Origin of the sequence: Amycolatopsis sp. NPDC059021, from assembly GCF_042739895.1 — a bacterium.
GTDB lineage: Bacteria > Actinomycetota > Actinomycetes > Mycobacteriales > Pseudonocardiaceae > Amycolatopsis.
Genome location: NZ_JBHYIQ010000002.1, coordinates 1 through 22,945, shown reverse-complemented (window position 1 = coordinate 22,945; position 22,945 = coordinate 1). Strand labels below are relative to the sequence as shown.

Here is a 22,945-nt window from a genome sequence, read left to right as displayed (position 1 = left end):
GGTGCGGCTCACCCGCCGCGGCGTCTTCGTGCTCGTCGCGGCGGCGGTCTGTTACGCCGCCGGCGAGCTGGCCGGGTACCCGCTTTTCCGGGCACTGGCGGGGATCGCGCTGGGCGCGGTGCTCGTCGCGGTGGCCGTCGCCCGATTCCGGCCGAAGGTCGAAGTGGGCCGGACGGTGCACCCGGACCGGATCGAACGCGGCAAGCCCGCGCTGGCCTCGCTGACCGTGCGCAACGTCGGTACGCGCAGGCACGGGGGTTTCGCCGCGGGCGACCGGATCGGCACCGAGACGCACGGGGTGCGGGTGCGCCCGCTCGCGCCCGGCGCCGAAGCCACCTACCACTACGAACTCCCGACCGCACACCGAGGACGGCTCGAGGTCGGGCCGCTTGTGCTGAACCGGCCGGACCTGTTCGACCTCGCCCGCGGCGAGCGGACCGTGGGCGGCACCGCGCGGCTGTGGGTGTATCCGCGGCGGCACGCGGTGCGCCCGGCGCAGGCCGGGCACCCGCGGCATCACCACGACGGGCCGATCACCGACCCGCCGCTGCGGGGTTCGGCGGATCTGCAGGTGGTCCGGCAGTACGTGGTCGGCGACGAGGTGCGGCTCCTGCACTGGAAGGCGACCGCCCGCACCGGCCAGCTCATGGTGCGCGAGTACGCGGATCCGGCGCAGCTGCGGTGCACCGTCCTGCTCGACACCCGGCCCGCCGCGATGACCCCGGCCGTGTTCGAGGAGGCCGTCGAGGTGGCGGCCTCGGTGCTGTTCGCGTCGGCGTCGGCGGGGCAGCACTGCCGGCTGATCACCACGACCGGCACCGACACCCCGGTGGACAGCGGGCTGCGGGTGGCCAGGACGGTGCTGGACGAGCTTTGCCTGGTCACCCAGGACGCCGCCGACGACGCGCCTTTGCTGGCCGCGCCCCTCGCGGCCGGGCGGCGGCCCGGCGGTGTCGTCCTCGTGCTCACCGGCATGGAAGCCGACCTCGGCCCGGCCCGTCGCTGGCGCCCGGACACGGTGATCCGGCTCGGGGCCCGGCAGCGCGGAGTCTCCGCGGGAGCCGGGACCATCGTCGCGGTGGACGCGGCCGACGCGGCCGCGCAGTGGAACTCGCTGTTGGCGGGTACGGCATGAGCGACGGATTGGACCGGCTCGCGGTCGCCGGGGTGCTCGGCGCGACCGCGGTGGCCGGGCTGCTGTTCACGCCGGTGTTCGGCCTGCCGTCGCTGCTCCTCCCGGTCCTCGTGGTGGTCGCCGTCGCGTACGCCTGCGTCGAAATCTGCGCACGCTGGCCGAAACTGACGCCGTACCGGCCGCTTTTCGTGGTGGTGGGCGGACTTCTCGGGCTGATCGAGGCGGTGCTGTTCCCGACCACGCTCGCGGGCCTGCCCACCGGCGAGACGCTGAACGTGCTGGTGCGCGGGTTCACCGAGGGCTGGCTGCTGACGTTGCAGTCGACCTGGCCCGCCCGGCCGGTCCCCGAGCAGCTGCTGTTCGTCCCGCTGGCCGTGCTGCTCGCGGTGGTGCTCGGGCTGGAGCTGGTGCTACGGCTGCGAAAACCGCTCCTCGCTCTGCTGCCGAGCCTGCTCGTCGCAGCGCTTTCCCAGGCGTACCAGGCATTGACCGGCTTCACCGCGTTGGCGGCCGCGGTGGCGTACGCGGTCGCGGCGGCCTTGACGTTGTGGGCGGAGCGTCCCGGTACGGCCCGCCGGTCGCGGGGCGGGCCACGACCGGCGCGGCGGCTGTCCGCGGCGGGCACCTGGCTCGCACTGTCCACTGTGGTCGCACTGGTGGCCGGGGCGGCGGTACTGGGCGAGCTCGACCCGGTGGGCCGCAACCCCTACCGCTTCAGCGACGCCCAGGTGGCTCCGCTTGCGCAGAACCGGCTCAGCAATCCGCTGGACGAGGTCGGCGAGCGCAGTGCCAGCCCCGGGCAGGAGGTGTTCCGCTATCACAGCGACGCACCCGTCGACCGGTGGCGCCTGATCGTGCTCGACGGCTTCGACGGGTCCAACTGGTCGGCCGACGCGAAGCTGCGGCGGCTCGGTCTCCGGCTGGAGAGCGCGTCGAGCGGAGCCGCCCGGACCGCCGATGTGCGGGTGCGCGCGCTGCCGGGGCCGTGGTTGCCCAGCCAGCCGTCGCTGACCGGGGTGGACGGGCTCGCGCCGCTGGTGGACCAGTCGGCGGGCACTCTCCTGCTGGACCCGCCCGCGGCGCCGGGGCAGGAGCGGCGTTACCGGTTGTCCTGGTCCTCTCCGGAGGTCGACGCCGCCAAACTCGGGCTCGCCGAGGTCGACGCGCGTGCCGAGGGCGGGCTCGGCGGCCTCGGCCAGGTACCCGCCGACATCGGCCAGGTGGCCAAGGACGCGGTGCACGGCCTGCGCCCGACGTTCCAGTCGGCGTTGCAGCTCGAACGGTTCCTCAGCGCGAACTACCAGGTGGCGGTCGGCAACGACCTGCCGACCGGGCACGGCTGGCCCCAGCTGCGGCGGTTCCTGCTGGAGAGCAAGCGTGGCACGAGCGAGCAGTTCGCCGCGGCGTACGTGGTTTTGGCGCGGATGAACGGCATCCCGGCGCGGCTGGTCGTCGGGTTCGGCGGATCGTCCGAAGTGGACGGTGGTGATCGGGTCGTGCGCAACCGTGACGTGCTGGCGTGGCCCGAGGTCGCGGTCGCCGGGGTGGGCTGGGTGCCGCTGGACCCGACGGCCGCGGCGGCCAGGGCCGGACGGGAGCAGTCCGGTCTCGCCAAGGCGACCGCGCTGGCCCGGCAGCAGCTGCCGCCCGAGCAGTCGTTGCGGCCGCCGCAGTTGCCGCCGGGACACCACGAGTCCGAAGTGGATAGTGCGACCGGGCCGAGCGCGGGCAAGTGGGGGATCGTGGCGGCGATCGTGGTGGGCGCCCTGCTCGTCTGCTGGCTGTGGGGAGTGCCGCTGGCGAAGACCGTCCGCGGCCGCCGCCGTCGCCGGCTTTCCGGGTCCGCGGGGGTGATCGGCGCGTGGGCGGAGGCCCGCGACCGGCTGCGCGCACACGGCGTGCCCTACCGCGTCGGCATGACCCCGCGGGATCTCGCCGATCTGGCGAACGCGGTGGCGGGCGACCGGACCCGCGATCCCATCACGCGGCTGGGCAAGGTGCTGGACATGGCGCTGTGGTCCGGCGTCCCGGCGTCCGAAGGTGCTGTGCGCCGGGCCTGGCACGAGGTGGGCGAGGTGCGCAAGGGACTGGCCGGGCAGCCGCTGCGGGCCCGGCTGCGCGCGGCGCTGGAGCCGCGGACACTGCTGCCGCCGTCGGCTCCCAAGCGGGCCAAGGGACGGTAGCTGAAGGGGACTTTCGTCGCAGGGTATGCGAGGAAAGTCTCCTTCAGCTCATGTGACGCAAGGAAAGTCCCCTTCAGCTCACGGGGTGCAGTGGCCGCCGCGGATCGGGACGGGTGTGCTGGTGTAGACGTGCCTGCCGTCGGTGGCGCGGATCTGGAAGCAGTACCGGCGTGCCGGGTCGACCGGGACGTCCATGGCGCGCTGGCGGTGCGCGACGAGCACCATCGTGTCGATCCGTTCGCCCGCCACCACCACGGCGAAGTCGAGGTCGCCGTCGGCGCGCCAGCTGAGGCGGACGCGGTCGCCGAGGTCGGCGGGCTGGGCGAGTTCGAGGTGCATGTCCGGCGCCGCCTCGCCGGGCGGCATGCCGTTCGCCGGTTGCGCGGCCAGCGTGATCGGGCTGGCCTGCCCGGACACCTTCTCCGGCCCGGCGAGCATCGGCACCACGGCGAGACCCACCACGACGACGCCCGCGCCCACCAGGATTCCGGTACGCCAGCCGTTACCCGAAGCGGAGTTTCGCGTGGCGGCGGCCGGACCGCCGAAGGTACGGATCAGGGTGCGCCCACCGGGATTCGCCGGTGCGGGCGGCCGCACCACGGGCTCGGCGGGTGAGGAGGGCGAAGTGGGCGAGGTGGGCGAAACGGACGAGCTGGGTGAGGGGGACGGGACGGGCGGAACAGCCGGTGCTCCAGCCCTTGGCAGCTCGGCGAAATCGTCGAACTCGACGTGCTCCTGCTCCGGCTCGTCGTCGGAAGCTTCGGGCTCAGCGGCCGCCTCGGCGCGGTCCGGTGACTCCTGAACGGGCGCGGGAACCCCGCGGCTTTCCGGCGAGCGGCGCAGATTCTCGAACAGCTCCGCGACGGCGCTCGCCTCGTGGGGCCGGTCGTCCGGTTCCTTGGCCAGCAGCCGGATGACCATTTCGGACAGTCCGGCGGGGACCCCCGCGCCACGGATCGGGGCCACGGGTTCCCGCAGTACCTGGAGAATCCGTTCGCCGGGCTGCTGCCCGGTGCGGCGCGGGAACGGCGGCGCTCCCGTCAAGACGGTGTACAGCACCGCGCCCAGCCCGTAGAGATCGGAGGCGGTGGACAACGTGTCGTCGCGCAACGTCTCCGGCGCGGTGTATTCCACCGCGTACATCGGATCGCGGGGGAACCGGCGGCGCAGCGCCTGCCCGAAATCGGCGAGGAAGAACTCACCGGAGGCGCGGTAGAGCACGTTGTGCGGGGTCACCCCACCGTGCAGGACGTCCACCCGATGAGCCGCGGCCAGCGCCGAGGCGACCGCCGCGCCCAGCCGGAGCACGTCGGAGACGGGCAGGCGGACACCGGCGTCGAGCAGCCCGGCCAGCGATCCGTCGCACAGCCGCATCCGCACGCCCGAACGTCCCTGCGGGAACTCGACCAGTCCCTCGATCGGCAGGAGCGACGGCGTCGACCGGGTGGCGTCCAGTGCCTTGCGCTCACGGTCGAGCCAGGCCGCGGTGTCGCGGTCGAATCGTTCGGGGAACACCTTGACGGCCTCGGCGCCGCCGCCGGCGGAGCGGGCCGCGTAGACCGTGGCGATCGGGCCTTGGGCGACCCAAGTCAACGCCCGCGCGTAATCGACGCCCACGTTCTCGATGCTCATGTCTTCATTCTCGCGCATCGAGGCCGTCTTCACGCGCGTTTCGCGCGGCCGGTTCCTGCCTTCGGCGCCCACCATCGCGCGCGGTGCCCGAGGCTTCCCCTATGCAGACTGCCGGCCTGGTCCGACTCACCATCGCCACCCCGCATCGGCGTATCGACATGGCGTTACCGGAGCACATGGCCGTCGCCGAGCTCCTGCCCGGCCTGCTGGCACGCGCGGGCGAAGGACTCGCCGACGACGGCGTGCCCGGCGGCGGCTGGGTGTTGCGCCGCGGCGACGGGACGGCGTTCGATCTCGATCGGACGCTCGGCTCGCACCGCGTGCGCGACGGGGAGATCCTGCACCTGACACCGCGCCGGGCCGACTGGCCCGAGCTGGAATACGACGACGTGGTCGACGCCATCGCCACCGGCTCGGGGCAGACCGGCCGCGCCTGGGGCCCGCGGCACACCCGGCTGGCCGGGCTGTCCGCGGGCGCCGCGGCCCTGCTGCTGGGCCTGGTCGCGGTGCTGCGCGCGGGACCACCGTGGCCGGGCGCGGCGGTGTGGGCGCTCGGCGCGGCGGCGCTGTTGCTGATCGCGGGTGTCGCGCTGGCGCGCGCGATGCGGGACGCCGGTGCCGGGGCTGTGCTCGCCGCGGTCGCGTTGCCCTACGCCTTCGCGGGCGGCGGTTTGGCGCTGGCGGGCGGAAATCCGGTGACCGGGCTGTCCGCCGGGCAGCTGGTGCTCGCGGGCGCGGCGTTGCTGCTGGCGGCACTCGTGGGTTATCTCGGGGTGACCGCGGCGCCCGCGTTGTTCGCCGGGGCGGCCATGGCCGGGCTGCTCACCGTACTCGGCGGCTGGCTGGCCACCTTCGACGACGTCGCGGGACACCGGTCGGCGGCCGTGGTCGCCGGGGCGCTGCTGGCGTTGTCCGGCGCGTTCGCCCCGCTGGCCCTGCGGCTGGGCCGGGTGCCGATGCCGGTGCTGCCGCGCAGTACGGCCGATCTGGTCCGCGACGATCCGCAGCCGCCGCTCGCGCACGTGCACGCCGCCGTGGCCAGGGCCGACGGCCTGCTCACCGGCATGCTGGCCGGGACGTCGGTGGTGGTGACGGCCTGCCAGGTGGTGCTGATCCGCGCGGGCGGCACCGCGTCCGCGGTGCTGGTTTCCGTGCTGGCACTGGGTTTCCTGCTGCGCGCGCGGCTGTATCCGGTCCTGCGCCAGCGGATTCCGCTGCTGATCACCGGGATGTCCGGGCTCGGCTGTCTCGCGCTCGGCCCGCTGCTCGCGGACGGGGCGGGCGCGCTGCTGACGGCCGGTCCGCTGCTGTTCGCGGTGGCGGCGGGCGCGATCGCCGCGGGCATCCTGCTCAGCACCCGCCGCGCGAATCCCTATCTCGGCCGGTTCGCCGAGTACTTCGAGATCCTGCTCATGGTCGCGATCGTGCCGGTGGTGTGCTGGGTGCTCGACCTGTACGCCGCCGTGCGCGGGCTGGGAGGCTGAACCGTGGCGTCCAAACGCGACCAGCTGCAGGCGTACCAGTTCCTCGTCCAGCGGGCGACGTCCGCGCTGGTGACCCGCGAGACCGATCCGGAGCAGCCGCCGTTCCGCCGCACCGGGACCGCGTCGTTCGCCGGCATCGCGCTGGGCATCGTGTCGCTCGCCGCGGTCGGGGTGTACGGGATGATCGTGCCGGGCGGGAACACGTCCTGGCGCAAGGAATCCGCGGTGATCGTGGAAAAGGAGACCGGGACGAGGTACGTCTACCTCGACGACCGGCTGCACCCGGTCGCCAACTACGCCTCCGCGCTGCTGCTGCTCGGCGATCACCGTGCCACGGAACAGGTTTCCCGCGAGTCGCTGGCCGGAGTGCCGCGCGGGCCCCGGATCGGCATCCCGGACGCGCCGGACGCGCTGCCCGCCGCCGGCCGGCTGCTCACCGGCTCGTGGTCGCTGTGCTCGGCGCCCGCCAGCGACGTGGCGGGCAGCCGGATCGAGGAGTCGGTGCTGCTGGCCGGGGCCGACCCGGCGGGCGGGGCCGGGCTGGGCGATCAGGCGCTGCTGGTGGAACTGGTGACGAACGGGGACCGGTATCTGGTCTGGCGGGGTCACCGGCACCGGATCGAGGACTACGGCGCGGTCGGCACCGGGCTCGCGCTGACCGCCGAACCGTGGGCGCGGGTGGGCAGGCCGTGGCTCGACGTCCTGCCGGAGGGCGCCCCGATCGGGCCGCTCGCGGTGGCGCAGCCGGGGGAGCCGTCGACGGCGGTGCCCGGCCGCACCGACATCCGTGCCGGGATGCTGCTGGTGGTGCAGCCCTCGGGCGGCGGGCGGCAGTACTACCTCGCCGAGCGCGACGCGCTGCGCCCGATTTCCGCGCTGCAGTACGACATCCAGCGCGCGGCGGCGCAGACGTCGGCGGCCTATCCCGGCGGTGAGCCGATGGCCGTTTCCCTGCCGCCGTCGCTGGCGACCGGTTCACGGCGGCTCGACCCGGCCGAGGCCGTGGCGGGCGCGGCTCCGGCCACCCGGCCGTCGATCGCGCGGCCGCGGGACCGCGAGTCCACCGTGTGCGCCACCTTCGCGCCGGGCGGGACCGCGCCGCGGCTGACCGTCGATCCGGCGCTGCCGCCCGCGGATCCCATGGCGGCCACCGCGCGCCGGTCCGCGGACGGCACCCCGCTCGCCGACCGTGTCCACGTGCCGCCGGGCAGCGCCGCGGTCGTCGAGGCCATGCCCTCGGCGCAGGCACCGAGCGGCACCCTGACCCTGGTGACCGACCTGGGTCGTCGTTATCCCCTGGCCTCGCCAGACGTGCTGAAGATGCTCGGCTACTCCGCGGATCACGCCGTCCGGCTGCCCGCCGGGCTGGTGGCGCGGCTGCCGGAGGGCCCTGGGCTCGATCCGAACGCCGCGAAGAACCAGACGCTGGGCGGCTGAGCCCCCTGCTGTCCGTCTACTGTGGATGATGGGGCTCCTCCGGCGTCCGGCTGTGTCCGTCCACTCAGGACATATCGCGCGGATAGCGGGCGGCCCACTCGGCGGCGTAGCGGCTGTCGGACAGCGGCGGGTGGGCGGAAAAGTGCCAGAACGCGTCGTCGGCGACGGTTTCGGTCAAGTCGCGTAGCTCCAGCTGGTGCAGCCAGTCCGCGGGCAGGCCTGGGATACCGTACCGGGCACCGAGCATCGCCCCGGCCAGCGCTCCGGTGATCGCGCTGCGGCCGGAGTGGCCGACCGCGGACACCAGCGTCCAGCGCGGGTCGAAGAACCGCCGGAACACCGCGATCATGGTCCGTCCCACCGCGTCCACGGCGTTCTGCCCCGTACCGGCCGCGTCCAGTTCCTCGTGGTCGGGACGGATCAGCTCGACCCTGGCGCGGAGGGCGCCCGCCCATGCCCCGGCCACCGGGCCGGACACCGTTCCGGCGTCCAGTTGCCGCTGAACGTGGATGTGCGGGGGATACGCCGGGTCGGCCCGCCGGAACAGCCGGGCGAACAGCTCCGCCAGCGCCGCTGCCGCGTCCGCCGTGGGTTCGTCGGCGCCGGCACCCGCCGCGAGCAGCCTGCCGGCTTCCGCGGCGGTCTTCTCGTCCGAATCCGGGGCGCCACCGCAGAGCGCGGCTGCCAGACCCGGCACGAGGAAGCTCACGTCGTCGGCGGGCCCGGCCGGAAGGGGCGCGCGATCGCGCAGTTCCGCGACTCGCGTCAACCAGCCGTCGTCGCCGCCGGTTTCCCGCCATCGGCGCAGGGCGCGGACTCCCACCGTCCGCAGGGCCGGGGTCACCGGGGCGGGCAGCGCCCGGAGCAGACCCTCGGTGTGGAACAGCAGTTGCTCGGTCAGCGGGCCGGGCCTGCCGACCCGGTCCAGCAGGCCGTCGCCGAACCGAGCCTGGATCTCCGGCGTGCTCAGCGTGTCCACCGCGAGGCCGAGGGATTCGCCCATGGCGAACCCGACGAAGGCCCCGGTGACGCGGTGCCACTGGAAGCCGGCTTCGTCGGCGTCGCGCCGGGAGAACTTGCCCGAACTCCCCGCGCGCGGCCGGACCCGGCCGAGCGCGTCGTACCCGGCCGCCAGGCCGTTCGCCGCCAGGTCTTCCGGCCATTGCCTGCCGGACAGGTCTTCCCCCGGCGAGTCGATCCCAGCGGGGCGCACGCCGTTGCGCCGTTCCCACGCCCGGCCGACGACGAAGCGTTCACACTCCACTTCGGACAGTTCGAAACCGGCGGCCCTGGCTTTCGCCATCGCCTCGCGCAGACCGGCGAGCGGCTCGTCAAGCCCGAACCGCTCCGCGACGAGCCTGCCCGTTTCGGCCACCCGCTCGGAGTGCTCGGGTGAGACCTCCACGATCGGCGCCGCCCGGCGGAACCGCGGCCACGCGGCCCGCGTGGCGGCCAGTTCGCCGGCGTCGAGCCGGTCCGACGGGAACGAACCGGGGTTGATCAGCAGGCCGGTGCCGGGAAAGTCGTCGATGACCGACAGCACTTCGGCGCGCGACCAGCGCGCGGTGCCCACCGGCAGGCGGCGCCGGGAGCTGTACACCCGCAGGATAGTCCGGCCTTCCTCCCACTGCTGCCGCAGTGGCTGCCCGGTATACGGATCGAGGGGGATGAGCACTTCCGCGCCCAGCAAGCCGGACAGGTACCGGGCACGCTCGTAGCGTCCGGTCGCGGCGTAGCTCAGCAGATACTCCAGCGGAGTGTCCATGGGCGGGTAGCCCAGCCGCTCCGGGCCCTGCTGGTACTCCGGATTGACCCGCACCTCGTCCGTCGGCTCGCCGCCGGTGTACTTCCGCCAGCCGAGCACGGCGCTTCGCGGGACACCGAGGTAGGCCACCCCGCTGCGCTCGAACTCCGGCTCGAGGATTTCCTGCCAGTCCGCCGCACCGGCCATGGCCACCGGCACGCTCGGCAGCCTGCCTTCCGGGCCGGGATCGGGCTTGCGCAGCGCGCCGTCCGCACGCACCACCAGTGCGGGCTGCGGCACCAGCGCGGCCAGCCGGTCTCCCGTGTCCAGTGACCGGACCGAATCGTAGGGGACGTACCAGCCTTCCGGCACGCGCACCACGTTTTCATGGTCGACCCGCACCGCGTGCTCGCCGGCGGTCAGGTCGGCGGGCGTGCCGGAACGCAACCAGTGCTCGACCTTCTCGACCGCTTCCCGCGCTTCCATCGCTTCTCCTTCGCGCGTCACGGGATTTCCGCCGTTCCGCCCGCGTCGGCCTCCGGCGTCGTCTGGGTGTTCTTGGTGACCACGATGGCGACTTTCACGTAGTCGCCGTCCAAGATGACGTTCTGGCCTTCCCGCCATTCCCGGAGCGAGACCTTGGTGCCGTAGAACCGCGGCTTGACGTCCGTGTAGAACTCGACGCCGCGGTCGCCGTCCGGCAGCGGGCCGTTCCACGCCTGGACAACGGCGCTGTTGCCGAACCGGGCGGCTTTCCCCCAGAGCTCGCTCGATTCCACCATCATCTTCGCCACTTCCGGTGACTGGCTTGAGCTTTCCGCCCGGTGGTACGGGCCGTACCTGGCCGGTTTCGCCGCGTTCGAACTGTGGTCCGGCGGCGGGTCCTCCGGCGGTGGGCCGGCCGTCGGCGGGTCGGAGGGAGGCGGGCCGGACGGCGGCGGGCCGGCCGTCGGCGGGCCGGACGGATCCGGACGGGAGGGATGCGGTGCCTGGCGCATCGGCGGCCGGGGCCGGTTGCGCGGACCGGCCGGAGTGATCCGCACATCGTCCACAAAGGACGGCAGGGACGGCTCGGCCGGTCGTACGTCCGCCCGCGGCTCCCCGTCGTGGCGGGCCGGTGGGGCATCCGGTACGAAGAGCTTCCCCGGCGCGGGCTGATACTCGGGCGGTGCGTCCGGCCACGGCAGGAACGGGTCGGTGTAGGGCAGCAGGGCGAGCCGGTCCGGGTACTCCGGCAGGTGCAGCAGCCGGCCGAGCTGCCGGTCGAAGAACGCGACGCCGTACGGGCCATGGGCCACGTAGCCGAGCCGGTGTTCCTCCACCCCCCGTTCGTCGGAGGTGACGACCAGCATCAGGGCGCGCGCGCCGATCGGCCGGTCGGCCATCGCGACGATCACGCTGTCGTAGGAATCGAGGTGGTGGAACCAGAATCCGCCGAACCAGTGGGCGAGGTAGCCCTGATCGACCCAGCCGTCGTCGCGCCAGGCGGTGCCGTAGAAGTGCGGGTTCGGCTGAGCGTAGTCCGGGTGGTTTTCCCGGAGGAACCTCGCCTCTTCGGCCCTGGACGCGGTACCGGCGTCGATCGCGGGCAGCGCGTGCATCCGGTTCGCCTTCGCCAGCGGCGACCGTCCCCAGAGCTGGAACAGCGGATGCCGCTCGAAATACCGCGTCGTGTCCGGCCGCGCGGCCGGAAGCGGGGGCAGTCCCTTCGACTTGAACAGCGGTGACTGCCGCACCAGTTCGTACAGTTCGCGTCCCCGTTGGCCGTGGTAGGCCGCCGTCCGCTCGGCGTCCGGCAGCTTCGCCAGCCCGTCGGGCGGCAGTTCGACGTCCTTCATCGACCGCAGTGCCGCCAGGTCGACCGGGAGCAGGTAGATCGCCTTGGGGTGATCGGGGAGTTTCGTCGCGTAGCCGGTCAGCGGATCCACGAAGATCGGCACCCCGGTCTTCTCGCTCACCACCACCGCGCTCACGTGCCGGACCTTTTCGCCGTGGCGCCCCCGCGACACGACGGCCAGTGCCGCCGCCATCCCCTTGCGGCCGGTCATCGCGGCGATGACGTTGTCGTACCTGGTGCCGTGGGCCTGCCAGGTGCCACCCACCTCCTGCCAGAGCGCGGCCAGGGTGGCCCGCTCGGGCTTGGCCGCGACAGCCCCGGTGTCCCAGCCCGCCAGCGCGTGCAGGAAGGCACTCGTGGCGGGCACGCAGTTGGTCCGGTACGGCTCGCGGCCCGGCAGCCAATCGCTGTGTTTCGGGTTGATCTTCGGCAGCTGGGGGACTTCGTCGCGCAGGAGCGACTCGAGCACCGCGGGCGGTGCCGTGTCGGCGGTGGCCGCCACCAGGGTGTACTTGCCGGTCTTCTCCCCGGCCCAGACGGCGAGCGCCGCGCTCCTCCTGGCGTCCGCCAGCAGGTCCGTTGCCCGCTCGCGCAGCCGTTTCGCCCAGTCCTCGGGGAGCCGGTCCGCGAGATACCGGGAACCCAGTACCGTCCGCGGTGGCTTCAGCTCTTCGGCGAACTTGTCCATCAGCAGCTGACCGGGCGTCCGGTAGACCGGTTCGGGGAGTTCGGGGGCGGGGTCGTCGACGCGGGTGAACCGCACCGGATCACTGGCTTTCTGGTACTCCGCGACGAGTTCGTTGAGTTCGCGAACGGCTTCCACCGCGAGGCGCGCGGCGCGAGCGCGTTCCTCCTCGAACGGGTGCAGCAGCCTCGCGATCTGCCCGGGGAGCGCGGTGCCCGGGGGTAGCCGCCGCAGCAGGGTGTGCACCTGCCGGGCGAGGTGGCCGTCGCCCCCGGTTTCGTACCAGTGCAGCAGCATCTTCAGGTGCGCGGCGAGCCGGTCGTCGCCGGACCGGATGTTCGTCAGCTCGGCCACCCGGTCGACGAGCTGGCGGTCCCGGTCGTAACCGTGCCGCCACAACAGGTCCACCAGCTGCCTGCCGAGGTCGCCCCGCCCGGTGCTTTCGTACTGCCGCGCCAGCGTTTTCAGGTCCCTGACCAGCGCGACGTCCACGGCCTCGTGCTCCCAGAGGACGTGCTGCACCTGCATGGTGAAGTCGCCTTCCCCGGTACGCAGGTAGTCCCGCAGCGCCGCGGCCAGCCGATCGGCCAGGAGACTGTCGCCGGTGCCCTCGTACTTGCCCAGCTGGCTTTCCACCCGCGCGGCGAGCCGGGGCAGTTCGTCCCGCAGCAACGCCTGCCTGCGTTCCAGGGTGGGGCGGAAACCCCAGAGGCGGAGTTCGTTCTCGATGGCCTGCGCCAGCGAGGCCAGCCTGGCCCGGACCTCCCGCGCCCACTCCCCGGACCGCAGGCTTTCGTCGGTGAAGGAGATGGGCTCGAACTCGGCCAGCGGCGTCACCGCGGGTAGCGTCGGCTGCTCGTGCGAGGTGACGAAGTGCGAAACCCGTTCCACCAGAGCACCGGGCAGGGCCTCGCCGTACTTCTCCGCGTAGCCCCTGAGCCCGGATTCGAGCACCTGCTGGAGCACGTGGCGGTTTTCCACGGCGGCCTGGTCGCCCTGTTTCTCCACGGGGGAGCCCGCCCGGTCGTCGACGAGGATTTCCCTGATCCGGTGGAACGGCCTGCCCGCCACCGCGAGCAGCCCGGCCACGGCGGCCGCGCTCGCGCCGAGCAGATACGATCCCGGCATGCCGAGCAGTGCGCTCGGAATGACCGTGACCGCGCCCGCGGCCGCCGATTTGGTGGCGATGAATCCCGCGTAGGCCCACCGGGACGCCGAAGCCTTCCGGGAAACCGGGTCCGGCAGCCGGGGCGCGTGCGACCGGATGGTGCCGAACAGCCGGTCCAGTTCCGGGGGCAGGGACGTGACCGGCGGCAGCCAGGCGTTCTCCGCCGGGTTCGCTTTCTCGGAATCGGCCACGATCCGCAGGGCCTGCACGATGATGTCCCGCAGCAGCTGGTCCCGGTCCTGTGTCTTCATCGGGAGCTGTGTTTCGCGTTCGGCCCGCATCCGCATGGCCAGCCGGGTGAGCTTGTTGTTCACCTCGCGCACCGCCAGCCGGTTCTCCGCCCACGCGGCGACACTGCCCGCGACGGCCAGCCGCACCAGGTCGAAGGCCACCACGGTCGCGTGCGCGTTGAGGTGCTCCAGGATGGGCCCGATCGGCTTGAGACTCGGCGACGGCCGCGCGAGCTTGTTCGGATCGGGCACGTAGGGGATGAAGCCCGACGAGGCACTCAGCGTCCCCAGCACCGGCTCGCGTACGTCGTAGGCCACGCCGGGGCGCTCGGCGGGTGCCGGTGTCAGCCTGGCCAGTACGTCCGCCGGCAGTGGCGTGTCCGCGAGATGACCGTCGATCACGGCGAAGGCCTGCTCGATCTGCCGGTACAGATCGTTGATCTCCTCGATGTCGTAACTGTTCAGCGTGCGCCGGAGGTCGTCCTGCTGGGCCAGCTCGGCACCCTTGCGCGAGCGGCGGCTGATCCCCTCGGCCAGCGGCTGCAGAACGGTCGTGGCGAGCGCCGCGAACAGCAGGCCCAGCACGGAGGAGGCGGCGATGCCCAGCGGCCAGCCCGCGGCCAGGCCGGCTGCCAGGCCCGCCACCCGGGGCGTCCCGAAGCGGAGATACCGCCGGGTCAGGCTCGGGGCGATGTCGGGGGCTTCGCCCTGGAGCTGCGCGGCGGAGGGCACTTCGGCGTTGTGCTTCGGCGCCCGGCCGAGGTGGTCGTGCCGCCAGCTGTTGACCGAATCCGCCAGCGCGCGGCCGTGGTCGACCGCGGCGCGGATCTCGTCCCATTTCTTCTTCTTGGCCGCCTGTTTGTCGCTGGCGATGTCGTATTTCCGGGCCATCGCCGCACCCGTCAGAGTGGCCACCAAGCCGTACACGAGGTAGCCGATGCCGTTGCCCGCGTGGTGCTGCGCGGCGCCGGCGATGGTGAAGGTGACCCCCATCGCCAGCATCGCCGGATACTCGTTGAAGAGCGCGGTCCCGACGTGGAACCAGGTGGGCAGGTAGTCGGCGTGGGACCTGGTCCTGGCGAACTCGTCCACCACCGCGCGGGCGTGCGGGCCGAGCGAGCCCGCCCGGTAGGAATAGCCCGGCAGCTGCTTTTCCAGCCCGGCCCGTTCGAGCAGCTCACGCAGCTGGGAGACCAGCTGCCGCCTGCGCCACGGCCGCCACGCCGGCGTGGTGACGACGCGATCGCCGAGCACCTCGATCCTGGCCTCGAAGGCGCGGTCGGCGGGCCCCGAGGGCAGCGCGTCCAGATCGGTGTCCTGGTGCAGGGTGTGGGCGTGCGGGTCGGCGGTCGCCGTGGTGAAATACCTTGCCCCGTAAGCGATCGCGGCGCTGACGACCTCCTCGACGTCCCGTAGCCGCGTCCGGGCGGGGAGGTACCCGGACAGCAGTTGCCTGCCGGGGTGCACCGAAACACCGGTCGTTTCGAGCGTGCGGCCGGGCAGCACGTGGAAGACCACGGTGAAGATCTTCCGCTCACCGACGAAGGCGTCGTAGCGCAGGTCCGGTCCGCTGGGGACCAGCCGCACCCCGGCCCGCGATCCGGCCTTGCCGAGGTGCTCGCGCACGGCCGCCCCGACCGCGGCGGCGCGGCCGAAGGGCCGGGCGGGGGCGTCCACCGGAACGCGGTAGCCGATTTCCACGGCCGGGTCCTCGACCGGCCGGTGGACGGATCGGTATCCCTTGACCGCCTTGGCCGGCCGGTACCGGTTGGCGATGATGAGCGCGCTGTCGGCCGCTGTCGCCGCGTCGCGTGCTTCGGGCGGTGCGTTCATCCGGATTCTGGTGCCGTACCCGGCGAGCGCGCGCAGCCGGACGTTGCCGTACGGGTCGTCCTCGGCGAGTCCGAGGTCCGACAGCAACCGTCCCAGCTGCGCCCGCAGCCGCCGCCGGTCGCGCCACCGTGCCTGGTCGATTTCCTTGCCCAGCGCGACGATCTGGGCGATGTGGCCCAGGTCGGTCGGCGTGAGCACCGGTGCCTGACCGGGAAACAGGTCATGGCCGAGGTGCTGTTCGTGGAGGGAGGCCAAGCCGCCACGGGCTCGTTCGGCCACCATCGCGGCGCCCGCCGCCATCGCGTGTGCCATCGGCAGGACCGCCTGGTCCGGCGTGAGCCAGTCGGGCAGGCGCAGGACGACCCGGGGCAGTGGCAGGCTCGACGTGGCTTCCAGATAGACCTGGAAGGTGATCGGTTTCGCCGTGGAGTGGCCGAGGTTCGGCACGTGGATGGTCTGGAAGACGAACGGCACCCCGGCCCCCTCGAGCACCACCGCGTCCGCCGAGGGCAGGGGGAATGGGACGTTCTCGACTACGCCCACGTCCGCCGCGGTCGCCGCGGGCAGCAGCCGCGAGCGGGAAACCTCTTCGGCCGTCCGCTTCTGCCGGGCGCCCCGGACCGTGCTGAGCGGACCGTGGATTTCGATGGTGCCGGTGAGCGGGCGAGACGCTTTCGCGAGTGAGCGCGGCCGTGGCCAGGTGGGGCCTTCGGATCCCCGGCCCGGCGGGGTTCCGGTCGGTGGTGGGGGAGCGGCGGGCTGCGGGGCGGCGGGTGCCGGGCTCGCGACGGGCTGAGCCGTGGCGGGCTGGGGTGTGGAGGGCTGGGGCGTGGCGGGCTGCGCCTCGGAGGCCGGAACCGGCCCGGGTTCCGGCGTTTCGGCCTGTTCGGGCCGCTTCGGTGATTCCGTGGCCTGCTCGGCAGGGCCCTGGTGCTCGCCCGTCGTCTGCGGCACCGCCGGTCCGGTCTCACCGGCGATCACGGCGTGGACAGTGCTGAAATTCGTGGGGGCGACGGGGTTTTCGCCAAGCTGCGCCGCGGCGGGCACCTGCGGCCAGATCTCGGGCGTCAGCCGTGCGATCGGCGAATCGGGCTGTTCGCCCGGCTGCGATGTCAGGACGGTGTGCCGCGGCGATGGGGGCGGCTTCGCATCCGGTGCGGCAGGGAGGTCGCCGGTGGGCTGGGCAGGGCCGGGCGGGGCGTTGGGCTGGTGGGTGGGCAGCATCTGGAGCGCGACCCGGCCCGCGAGGGCGTGGGTCCGCAGTTGCGGAAGGGAGCCGGTGAGCCCCTTGCCAGCGTGGGAAAGTTCCTGTTCGGCGTTGGTGAGCGCCTGACGGTTCTCCGGGGTGGGGTTCGCGCTGTGTTCGGCGGCGGCGTTCTCGTGTTCGGCGTGGGCCTTCTCGTACCTGACGATCGCGTGCTCGACCTGCGCGTCGGGCGCCAGTCTGAACACTTCGTCGTCCAGGGACGGGTAATAGACCACGTCGCCCGGTTCCCCGTTGCGGGCCGTGCGGTTCTCCGCCTGGATGTCGATGTCCGCGAAGGGGGACCGGGCACTGACCCGGACCCGCAGGCCGCCCTGCGCCTGCATCTCCGGCGCGACCTTGATGTCGACACCGCGGGCGCCCTGCATGTTGACCACCAGCACCTTGCCCTTCCCGCCGGCCTCGTCGAGGATCTTCTTGAACTCCTCCGGCCGGTGGGTGCCCCATTTCGTGAACTGTTTCGCGTCGACCGCGACGTGCTCGACGCCGTCCTTGGTGAGCAGGTCCGAAAGTTTGCCGACCAGGTCGTTGCGGTGCATCAGGACAAGCTGGGGACGCTCTTCGTTCGTTTGGAAATCTTTGATTTCCTGCGCCATGGTCTTCAGTTTTTCGGCCGAATTCGGGGTGAAGACGTCGTCGAGCTGCTGCAGCCGCGAATTGTAGTAAACGGGGGTGTCGGCGACCTCGCCGGGGAGGCCCTGGGAGCTGAAATGCTCCCCGTGGCCATTGGCCGTTCCCGAGGCGCCGGTCACGCTTTCGATCAGCTTGCCCTTGCCGTAGGTCTCTCCGGCGGTGATCTCGTTGTGGCCGATCGGGTCGTCGCGGACCGGCAGGCCTTCCCTGGCCTCGACCGCCTGGGCCAGCCCGCCGTTCCACCGGCTCTCCGTCGCGGTCTTCGGGTCGTAGAGGACCTCGTGGGTGACCGGGTCGATGATCTTGACCGACGGGCCGTCGGGCCCGGACGCGCCGGGGCCCTTGGGGTGCACCCCGTCGTCGACGATGTAGTGGACGTCCTTTTCGAACATCCATTTGGCGTTGGCCGCCATGTTCAGCCGCTGGGCCAGCTTGACCGGCGGCGCCTCGCCCAGCAGTTCCACCACCTTGATCCCGCCTGCCTTGTTCAGGGCGAGAAGCTGCCCCTCGCGGCCCCCGGCGGGGCTGAAATGTTCCCGGGTCAGGTTGGTGTCGAGGAATTCCTGGGCCCAGTGGACTTCCTGGGCGATTTCCGGCGGGGCGAGCTGGTCCGCGCCCTCGCTGAGGACGTACTTGGTGTCGGAGTAGACGAACGCTTCGTCGATTTCGTCGACGACGGCGTGGATTTTGTTGGAACCGTCCGCGACCTGGCCAGGGACCTGTTTCTGCTTGAGCACCGTGAACTCGAGATCCTGCTGGGTGCCGATGTAGATCGTCGGCCTGCCGGGTTCGGGCACCGGCATCGGCTCGTCCGGGGTGATCCGGTGGACGTCGATGTCCAGTTTGCCCAGCACCTTGCGGTACCGTTCCAGTTCCCGGTCGGCCAGATGGCCGCGGGTCTGGATCACGTTCACCGCGTCGACGCCGTTCCGCATCGCCTCACGCACGGCGTGCACCAGGTACACATAGGACTTGCCCTCGCCCGCGGCCATGTTCACGATCTTGCCGTTGCCGAGCGCGTCCGCCGCCGACAACTGCGTCCAGCGCAGGAAGATCCCCTCCCGCCGCCGGATCGCCTCGAAAATCGCGGCGGCCACATCGTCGGCACTACCGCGCAGCAGGCTCTTCAGCTCGTGCCAGCGCAGGTTGTTCAGGCGTTCGCGCTTGGGCAGGTCTTCGCTGTAGCGCTTGCCGAGATCGTCCAGGAGCCGGGCGGTCTCGTGCGAGTAGTTCGCGTTCGCCAGCCACGCCTCGTGCATCGCCGGGTCCAGCGGCTTTTCCGTCCTGGCCCAGCCGCCGTCGTGGGTGGGAAAGAACGTCGCCGGCTTGGCGAGTGGCTTGCCGTCTTCGCCGGTCGTCTGGCGGTATGCGACCGTTTCGCGCGTTGCCCTGTCCCGCACTATCTCGCTTCCGGCGGGCAGTGTGTGGCTCGTCCCGTCCGCCAGGGTCAGCGGCTCCGGTGTGGTGATCTTCTCGACGACCAGCCCGCGCTCGCCCTGCCGTCCGCGCGGCTCGGCACTGGCGGGGTCACGCCCTGCGCCGGTGTGTTCGGACGGTTTCGGTGGCTCCGGGGCGGAGCCGCGCTTGTCGTCGCTGCCGGATTCGCGCTCTCCCGGCCGGGCCTCGGCCCGCTCGGCCACCGCCGGGCCGGGGGTGGCCTTCGGATTCTCGCCCGGCTGGAGTGCCGCCTGCTGCGAGCCGCCGTTCCGGCCGCGCGTTTCCGCCTGGCCCTCGGCTGTCTGCTTGGCCGCCGCCGGTGCGGATTTTTCCGGTGGGGTGGCGGTTTCCGTGCTCTTGGCGGGTTGCTCGCCACCCTTGCCGGGTTGCTCTCCCTGCTTCGGCTTCGGGGACGCCTGCTCCGGACTCTCCGTGGTCCGGCTCGCCGCCTGCTGGGTCTTGGACGTCTCCGCGGCCGATGCCTGCTGTGCTGGAGTGTCTCCGCTCGCTGCCTGCCGTACCGAGGGCTCGACGCTCGCGGACTTCGCCGGGACGGTGGACGAGTTCGTCCCGTGCGAGACGGTCGAGGATCCATTGTGGACATTTTCGACCATCGTCGCCGCGGGCACCTGCGCCGTTGTCCGCGGCACTGCGTTCGAGACGGTTTCCCCGGTCGGCGGCCCGGCGTTCGCGGTGGTCTCGTGACCGGGCGGCGTGGCGGTTTGCCGGTTCTCGGCCACGGTGGTTTCCTGCGTCGTCCCCGGGTGATCGGCGCCCTGCGCGCCCGCGCGGGTGACTGGGCCGTCGCCGTGCTGGGCGGTTTCCCGGGTGGAATGCTGTGATTCCGCGCCGGCCTGGGCGTTCTCGGCGGTTCCGGCGCTGTGGCGTTCCGATGTCCCGGAGGGCGGGGGATCTCCTCCGGTCGAGCGGCTCGCGCCGGGGCCCGGCGGGTCGCCGTCGCCCCCGCCGGAGGGTTTGATCAAGTCCTGCAGGGAGTTCGCCCTGTTGCCGGTGACGTGCTCGTAGGTGTTGCGCCCGCCGTGGATGGCCAGCGCCGCGCTGCCGCCGATGGCCGCGCCGCCGATCGCGCCGTCGATCGCGTCCTGGCCGAAGACCGCGGCGGTCGCCGCGCCGGCGCCCGCACCCGTCGCGGCCACCCCGGCGATGTTGCCGATCTGGCCCGCCACGGTGCCGGAGATCCCCGGAGTCTTGCCTGCCAACCAGGTCACGCCCTTGCTGATCGGTTTTCCGGCCCCGGTGAAGACCCCGTGCGCGATGGCACCCGCGACGGCACCGGCGCCCGCGGCGTGCCCGACGTTGTCCCAGTTGATGGGCCCGTAGCCGCGAAGGTTGCTCAGTTCCTGGCCCGCGAGGTTGCCCAGCCCGCCGGCGAGCGCGCCGAAACCCGCGTTCATCCCGGCCTGCAACCCGAACCTGAGCCCGGCGCCCATCGCCTCGACGGCCTCCGCGAACTGCGCCATCCTCGCCGCGATCATGGCGCCGAACCGGGCCGCGAAGAAGGCCTCGCCCGCTGGTCCGGCCAAGGCGAAGGACAGGGCGAACAGCGCGACGTTGATGGCGAGATCCGCGATGATCTCGCCCTTCATGTCGGAGATCTGCTTGGCGTATCCCTTGCACAACTCGGCGAGCTGGGTGCACTGGCCGGCCAGCGCCTGGATGCCGCTCTTGCCGTCGGATCCTGCGAAGAGGGAGCGAAGGGAGTCGTAGGCCGCGACTCCGGCGAGATCCTGCCATGCCTCGTGAAGATCCTTGAGCTGTGCCTGGCCGTCGGTCGCCAGCTTCGTCAACGCGGTCGCCAGGGATTCCCAGGCCTCGCCCAGTTTCTGCGCGTCCCCCTCGCTGTCGCGTGGCCAGACCGCGTCCACTCCCCAGATCTTCTTGACCCGGATGAAGAGTTCGTCGCTCGGTTCCTGGATGTCACTCGGGTCGGCCATGACCTGGTCCTAGTTCCCGGGCTGCTGCGTCCGCAGGCCGGCGGCGTTCTTCGCGTCCGCTGTCCGGTACTCGGTGACCTGCCCGAGGCCGTTCTGCGCGTAACGGTCGAGCACTCGCGGGGTCTGGTTGGCGTAACGAAAGGTCTCGACCGCGGGTTTGCGGTAGTTGTCCATGAACATCTCGCCCGGTTTCCCGTTCCCCAGTGTCATTTCCCGCTCCAGGACCTCGCGAATGGCGGGCAGCGTGGTGCTGAAGGTCTGGCGAATCATGTCCAGCGCCCGGAAGACCCGCTCGGTCGCGTCCGGATACATGTCGATGAGGCCGTCGGCGTTGGTGACGGTGATTCCGCGCTCGTCCGGCGGCGCCATCAGCGTTCCCTCCCCGCGACCTGCCGGTCGAGTTCGTGCAACAGCGGATCGGCCCGCAGGTCGGTCGTTTCCGGCCGGGCGTCCGGCGGCAGGAAGCCGGAGAGGATGTCGAAGGTCTCCTGCCGGGCGAGTCGCGCCGCCTGGTGGACGACGGCGGTGATGTCGGTCGCGAGCTGGTTCGAGTCCGGGGTCCGGTAGATCCGGGAATCCAGCCGCAGCTCGACGAGTTCCCCGGAACCGCCGACGATCGCGGTGATCGTCCCGTCCTCGGAAGTGGCCTCGGTACGGATCTCGGTCACGCGGGCCTGCACGGCCCGGACGTCTTCGGCCATCCGCTGGTACTCGCCGTACATGCTCAGGTGGAGCGGTGTGTCCATGTCGGCCCCCTTTCTCGTGCGGGGACCAGTCTGGCGCGAAGATCGGTCCCGGTCCGCCGGATGACCTGTTGCTGCCACGCCGCGGTCACCGGGACGGGACTGCCGCAGTATCGCGAGGGTGAACCGACACCGTCCGGCCTCGATCCTCACCGTCGTCGCGATGGCGACGCTCCAGTTCGCCCTCGGCGGGGGCACGGCACAGGCGGCACCCGCGGCGGGAGCCTGCACCGACGCCCAGCCGGCGCATCCCGGGATCGCGGCCCAGCCCTGGGCACAGCAGATGCTCGCGCCCGAGGCGGCCTGGCCGCACAGTCGCGGGGGAGGGGTGCCGGTGGCCGTGGTCGATTCCGGAGTGGACGCCGGCCATCCGCAGTTGCGGCAGCCCGGCAAGGTGCTCCCCGGCCGGGATTTCGTGGCGGCGCGGAATCTGCCGGGAAACTTCGACTGCGACTCCCACGGCACCGCCGTGGCGAGCATCATCGCGGGCGGTGCCCTGCCGGGCGTCGGTTTCCACGGTGTGGCCCCGGACGCGGTGATCCTGCCGGTGCGGGTCAGCGACCGGGAGATCGGGGACCGGGGCGAGTCCCTGCGGATCAGTCCCCAGTCGATCGGCGACGGCATCCGCTACGCGGTCGACCAGGGCGCGCGGGTACTCAACCTTTCCCTGTCCGGCACCGCGGACTTCCCCGCCATCCGGGACGCCGTGGCCTACGCGGTGGCTCGCGACGTCGTCGTGGTGGCGGCGGCGGGCAATGCGCAGCAGGGCACGGCGACGGAACTGCCCTCGTATCCCGCCGCCTATCCCGGCGTGCTCGGCGTGGGCGCGGTGGACATCAACGGGGCACGGATGTCCACCTCCCAGATCGGGCCCTACGTCGGCCTCGTCGCGCCGGGCGCGAAGGTGCTGGCCGCGACGCGAGTGGACGGTCACGCCTACGTGGACGGCACCAGTTTCGCGACGCCCTTCGTCGCGGGGACGGCGGCGCTGGTGCGAGCCGCCTGGCCGCGGTTGTCCGCCGCGGAGGTCGTTCGGCGGCTGAAGGCCACCGCGAGCCCGGCCCGGGGCGGCCAGGCGAGTGCTGCCTACGGGGCGGGCCTGGTGAACCCGTACCGCGCGGTCACCGACGGGACGGACTTCGCCCCGGCGGCGGGTCTTCCGGCCTACCACTCGGCGCCGGTGGATCACGCCGCGCTGGCGCGCGCCGCGCGGGAGCGCGACACGACGTCCGCCGCGTTGTGGCTGGCGGCCGGGGTGATCGGGGCGATGGTGCTGGTGGCCGTCGCCGTCGCCGTCGTGCGCCGTGGCCGCCGGCGAGACTGGCGGCCCGCGCTGGCGCCGGCTGTGCCCGCCGAACCCGCCGGAACCGAGGCGCCCGAACAGGTTTCGCTGTTCCCGTAGTCCTCACTAGACTAGTCCTGAATGGACGAAGAAAGAAAAGCGGGGCCCCCCCGCCGGGGGGGGGGGGGGGGGGCGGGCAGGCTGTGGAGTTTAAAAATAATAAGCGGCCGCCCCCCCAGGAGAGGTATATAAAGGGGGGGGGC

At 72.4% G+C, this 22,945-nt stretch carries 10 protein-coding genes; 5 read left to right on the top strand and 5 right to left on the bottom strand.

The annotated features are described in order from the left end of the window. The first annotated feature begins 1 nt into the window (after position 1). Together ACFWX1_RS01020 and ACFWX1_RS01015 are read left to right on the top strand one after the other, a co-directional pair. Positions 2 to 1,135: a DUF58 domain-containing protein gene (locus ACFWX1_RS01020; RefSeq protein ID WP_378382753.1), complete on the top strand. Its 1,134-nt coding sequence runs from the start codon at positions 2 to 4 to the stop codon at positions 1,133 to 1,135. Next, positions 1,132 to 3,318: a DUF3488 and DUF4129 domain-containing transglutaminase family protein gene (locus ACFWX1_RS01015; protein ID WP_378382752.1), complete on the top strand. Its 2,187-nt coding sequence runs from the start codon at positions 1,132 to 1,134 to the stop codon at positions 3,316 to 3,318. The genes ACFWX1_RS01020 and ACFWX1_RS01015 overlap by 4 nt, the downstream gene beginning before the upstream one ends. A gap of 78 nt (positions 3,319 to 3,396) precedes the next feature. On the opposite strand, the gene ACFWX1_RS01010 is transcribed toward ACFWX1_RS01015, so the two are convergent. Further along, entirely contained in the window at positions 3,397 to 4,950 is a 1,554-nt protein-coding gene (locus ACFWX1_RS01010; protein WP_378382751.1) for a serine/threonine protein kinase, read from the bottom strand. Between the two features lie 101 nt (positions 4,951 to 5,051). Between ACFWX1_RS01010 and eccD the strand changes: the two genes are divergently transcribed. Together eccD and eccB are read left to right on the top strand one after the other, a co-directional pair. Further along, the gene (gene eccD, locus ACFWX1_RS01005) at positions 5,052 to 6,434 is read left to right on the top strand and encodes a type VII secretion integral membrane protein EccD (protein ID WP_378382750.1); all 1,383 of its coding nucleotides are present in this window, start codon (positions 5,052 to 5,054) and stop codon (positions 6,432 to 6,434) included. Between the two features lie 3 nt (positions 6,435 to 6,437). Then, positions 6,438 to 7,871, top strand: coding sequence for a type VII secretion protein EccB (eccB, locus tag ACFWX1_RS01000; protein ID WP_378382749.1), 1,434 nt, complete (start codon positions 6,438 to 6,440; stop codon positions 7,869 to 7,871). 64 nt (positions 7,872 to 7,935) lie between these two features. Here eccB and ACFWX1_RS00995 read toward each other — a convergent pair whose 3' ends face one another. From ACFWX1_RS00995 to ACFWX1_RS00980, 4 genes are read right to left on the bottom strand one after another with little or no spacing between them, the layout of a single operon-like run. After that, complete coding sequence (locus ACFWX1_RS00995; RefSeq protein ID WP_378382748.1) at positions 7,936 to 10,101, bottom strand: YrhB domain-containing protein; 2,166 nt, start codon at positions 10,099 to 10,101, stop codon at positions 7,936 to 7,938. 17 nt (positions 10,102 to 10,118) lie between these two features. Beyond that, a complete protein-coding gene (locus tag ACFWX1_RS00990; RefSeq protein WP_378382747.1) occupies positions 10,119 to 20,657 on the bottom strand; it encodes a hypothetical protein in 10,539 nt (3,512 codons plus the stop codon). 9 nt (positions 20,658 to 20,666) lie between these two features. Continuing rightward, positions 20,667 to 21,026, bottom strand: a complete 360-nt coding sequence (locus tag ACFWX1_RS00985) for a hypothetical protein (RefSeq protein WP_378382746.1) — start codon at positions 21,024 to 21,026, stop codon at positions 20,667 to 20,669. Next, positions 21,026 to 21,403 carry a YbaB/EbfC family nucleoid-associated protein gene (locus tag ACFWX1_RS00980; protein WP_378382745.1) on the bottom strand — a complete coding sequence of 126 codons (378 nt, stop codon included), beginning with the start codon at positions 21,401 to 21,403 and terminating at the stop codon, positions 21,026 to 21,028. Before ACFWX1_RS00980 ends, ACFWX1_RS00985 begins: the two co-directional genes overlap by 1 nt. A gap of 118 nt (positions 21,404 to 21,521) precedes the next feature. Here ACFWX1_RS00980 and mycP point away from each other — a divergent pair, with 118 nt between their 5' ends. Further along, positions 21,522 to 22,802, top strand: a complete 1,281-nt coding sequence (mycP, locus tag ACFWX1_RS00975) for a type VII secretion-associated serine protease mycosin (RefSeq protein ID WP_378382744.1) — start codon at positions 21,522 to 21,524, stop codon at positions 22,800 to 22,802. The last annotated feature ends 143 nt before the right edge of the window (positions 22,803 to 22,945 follow it).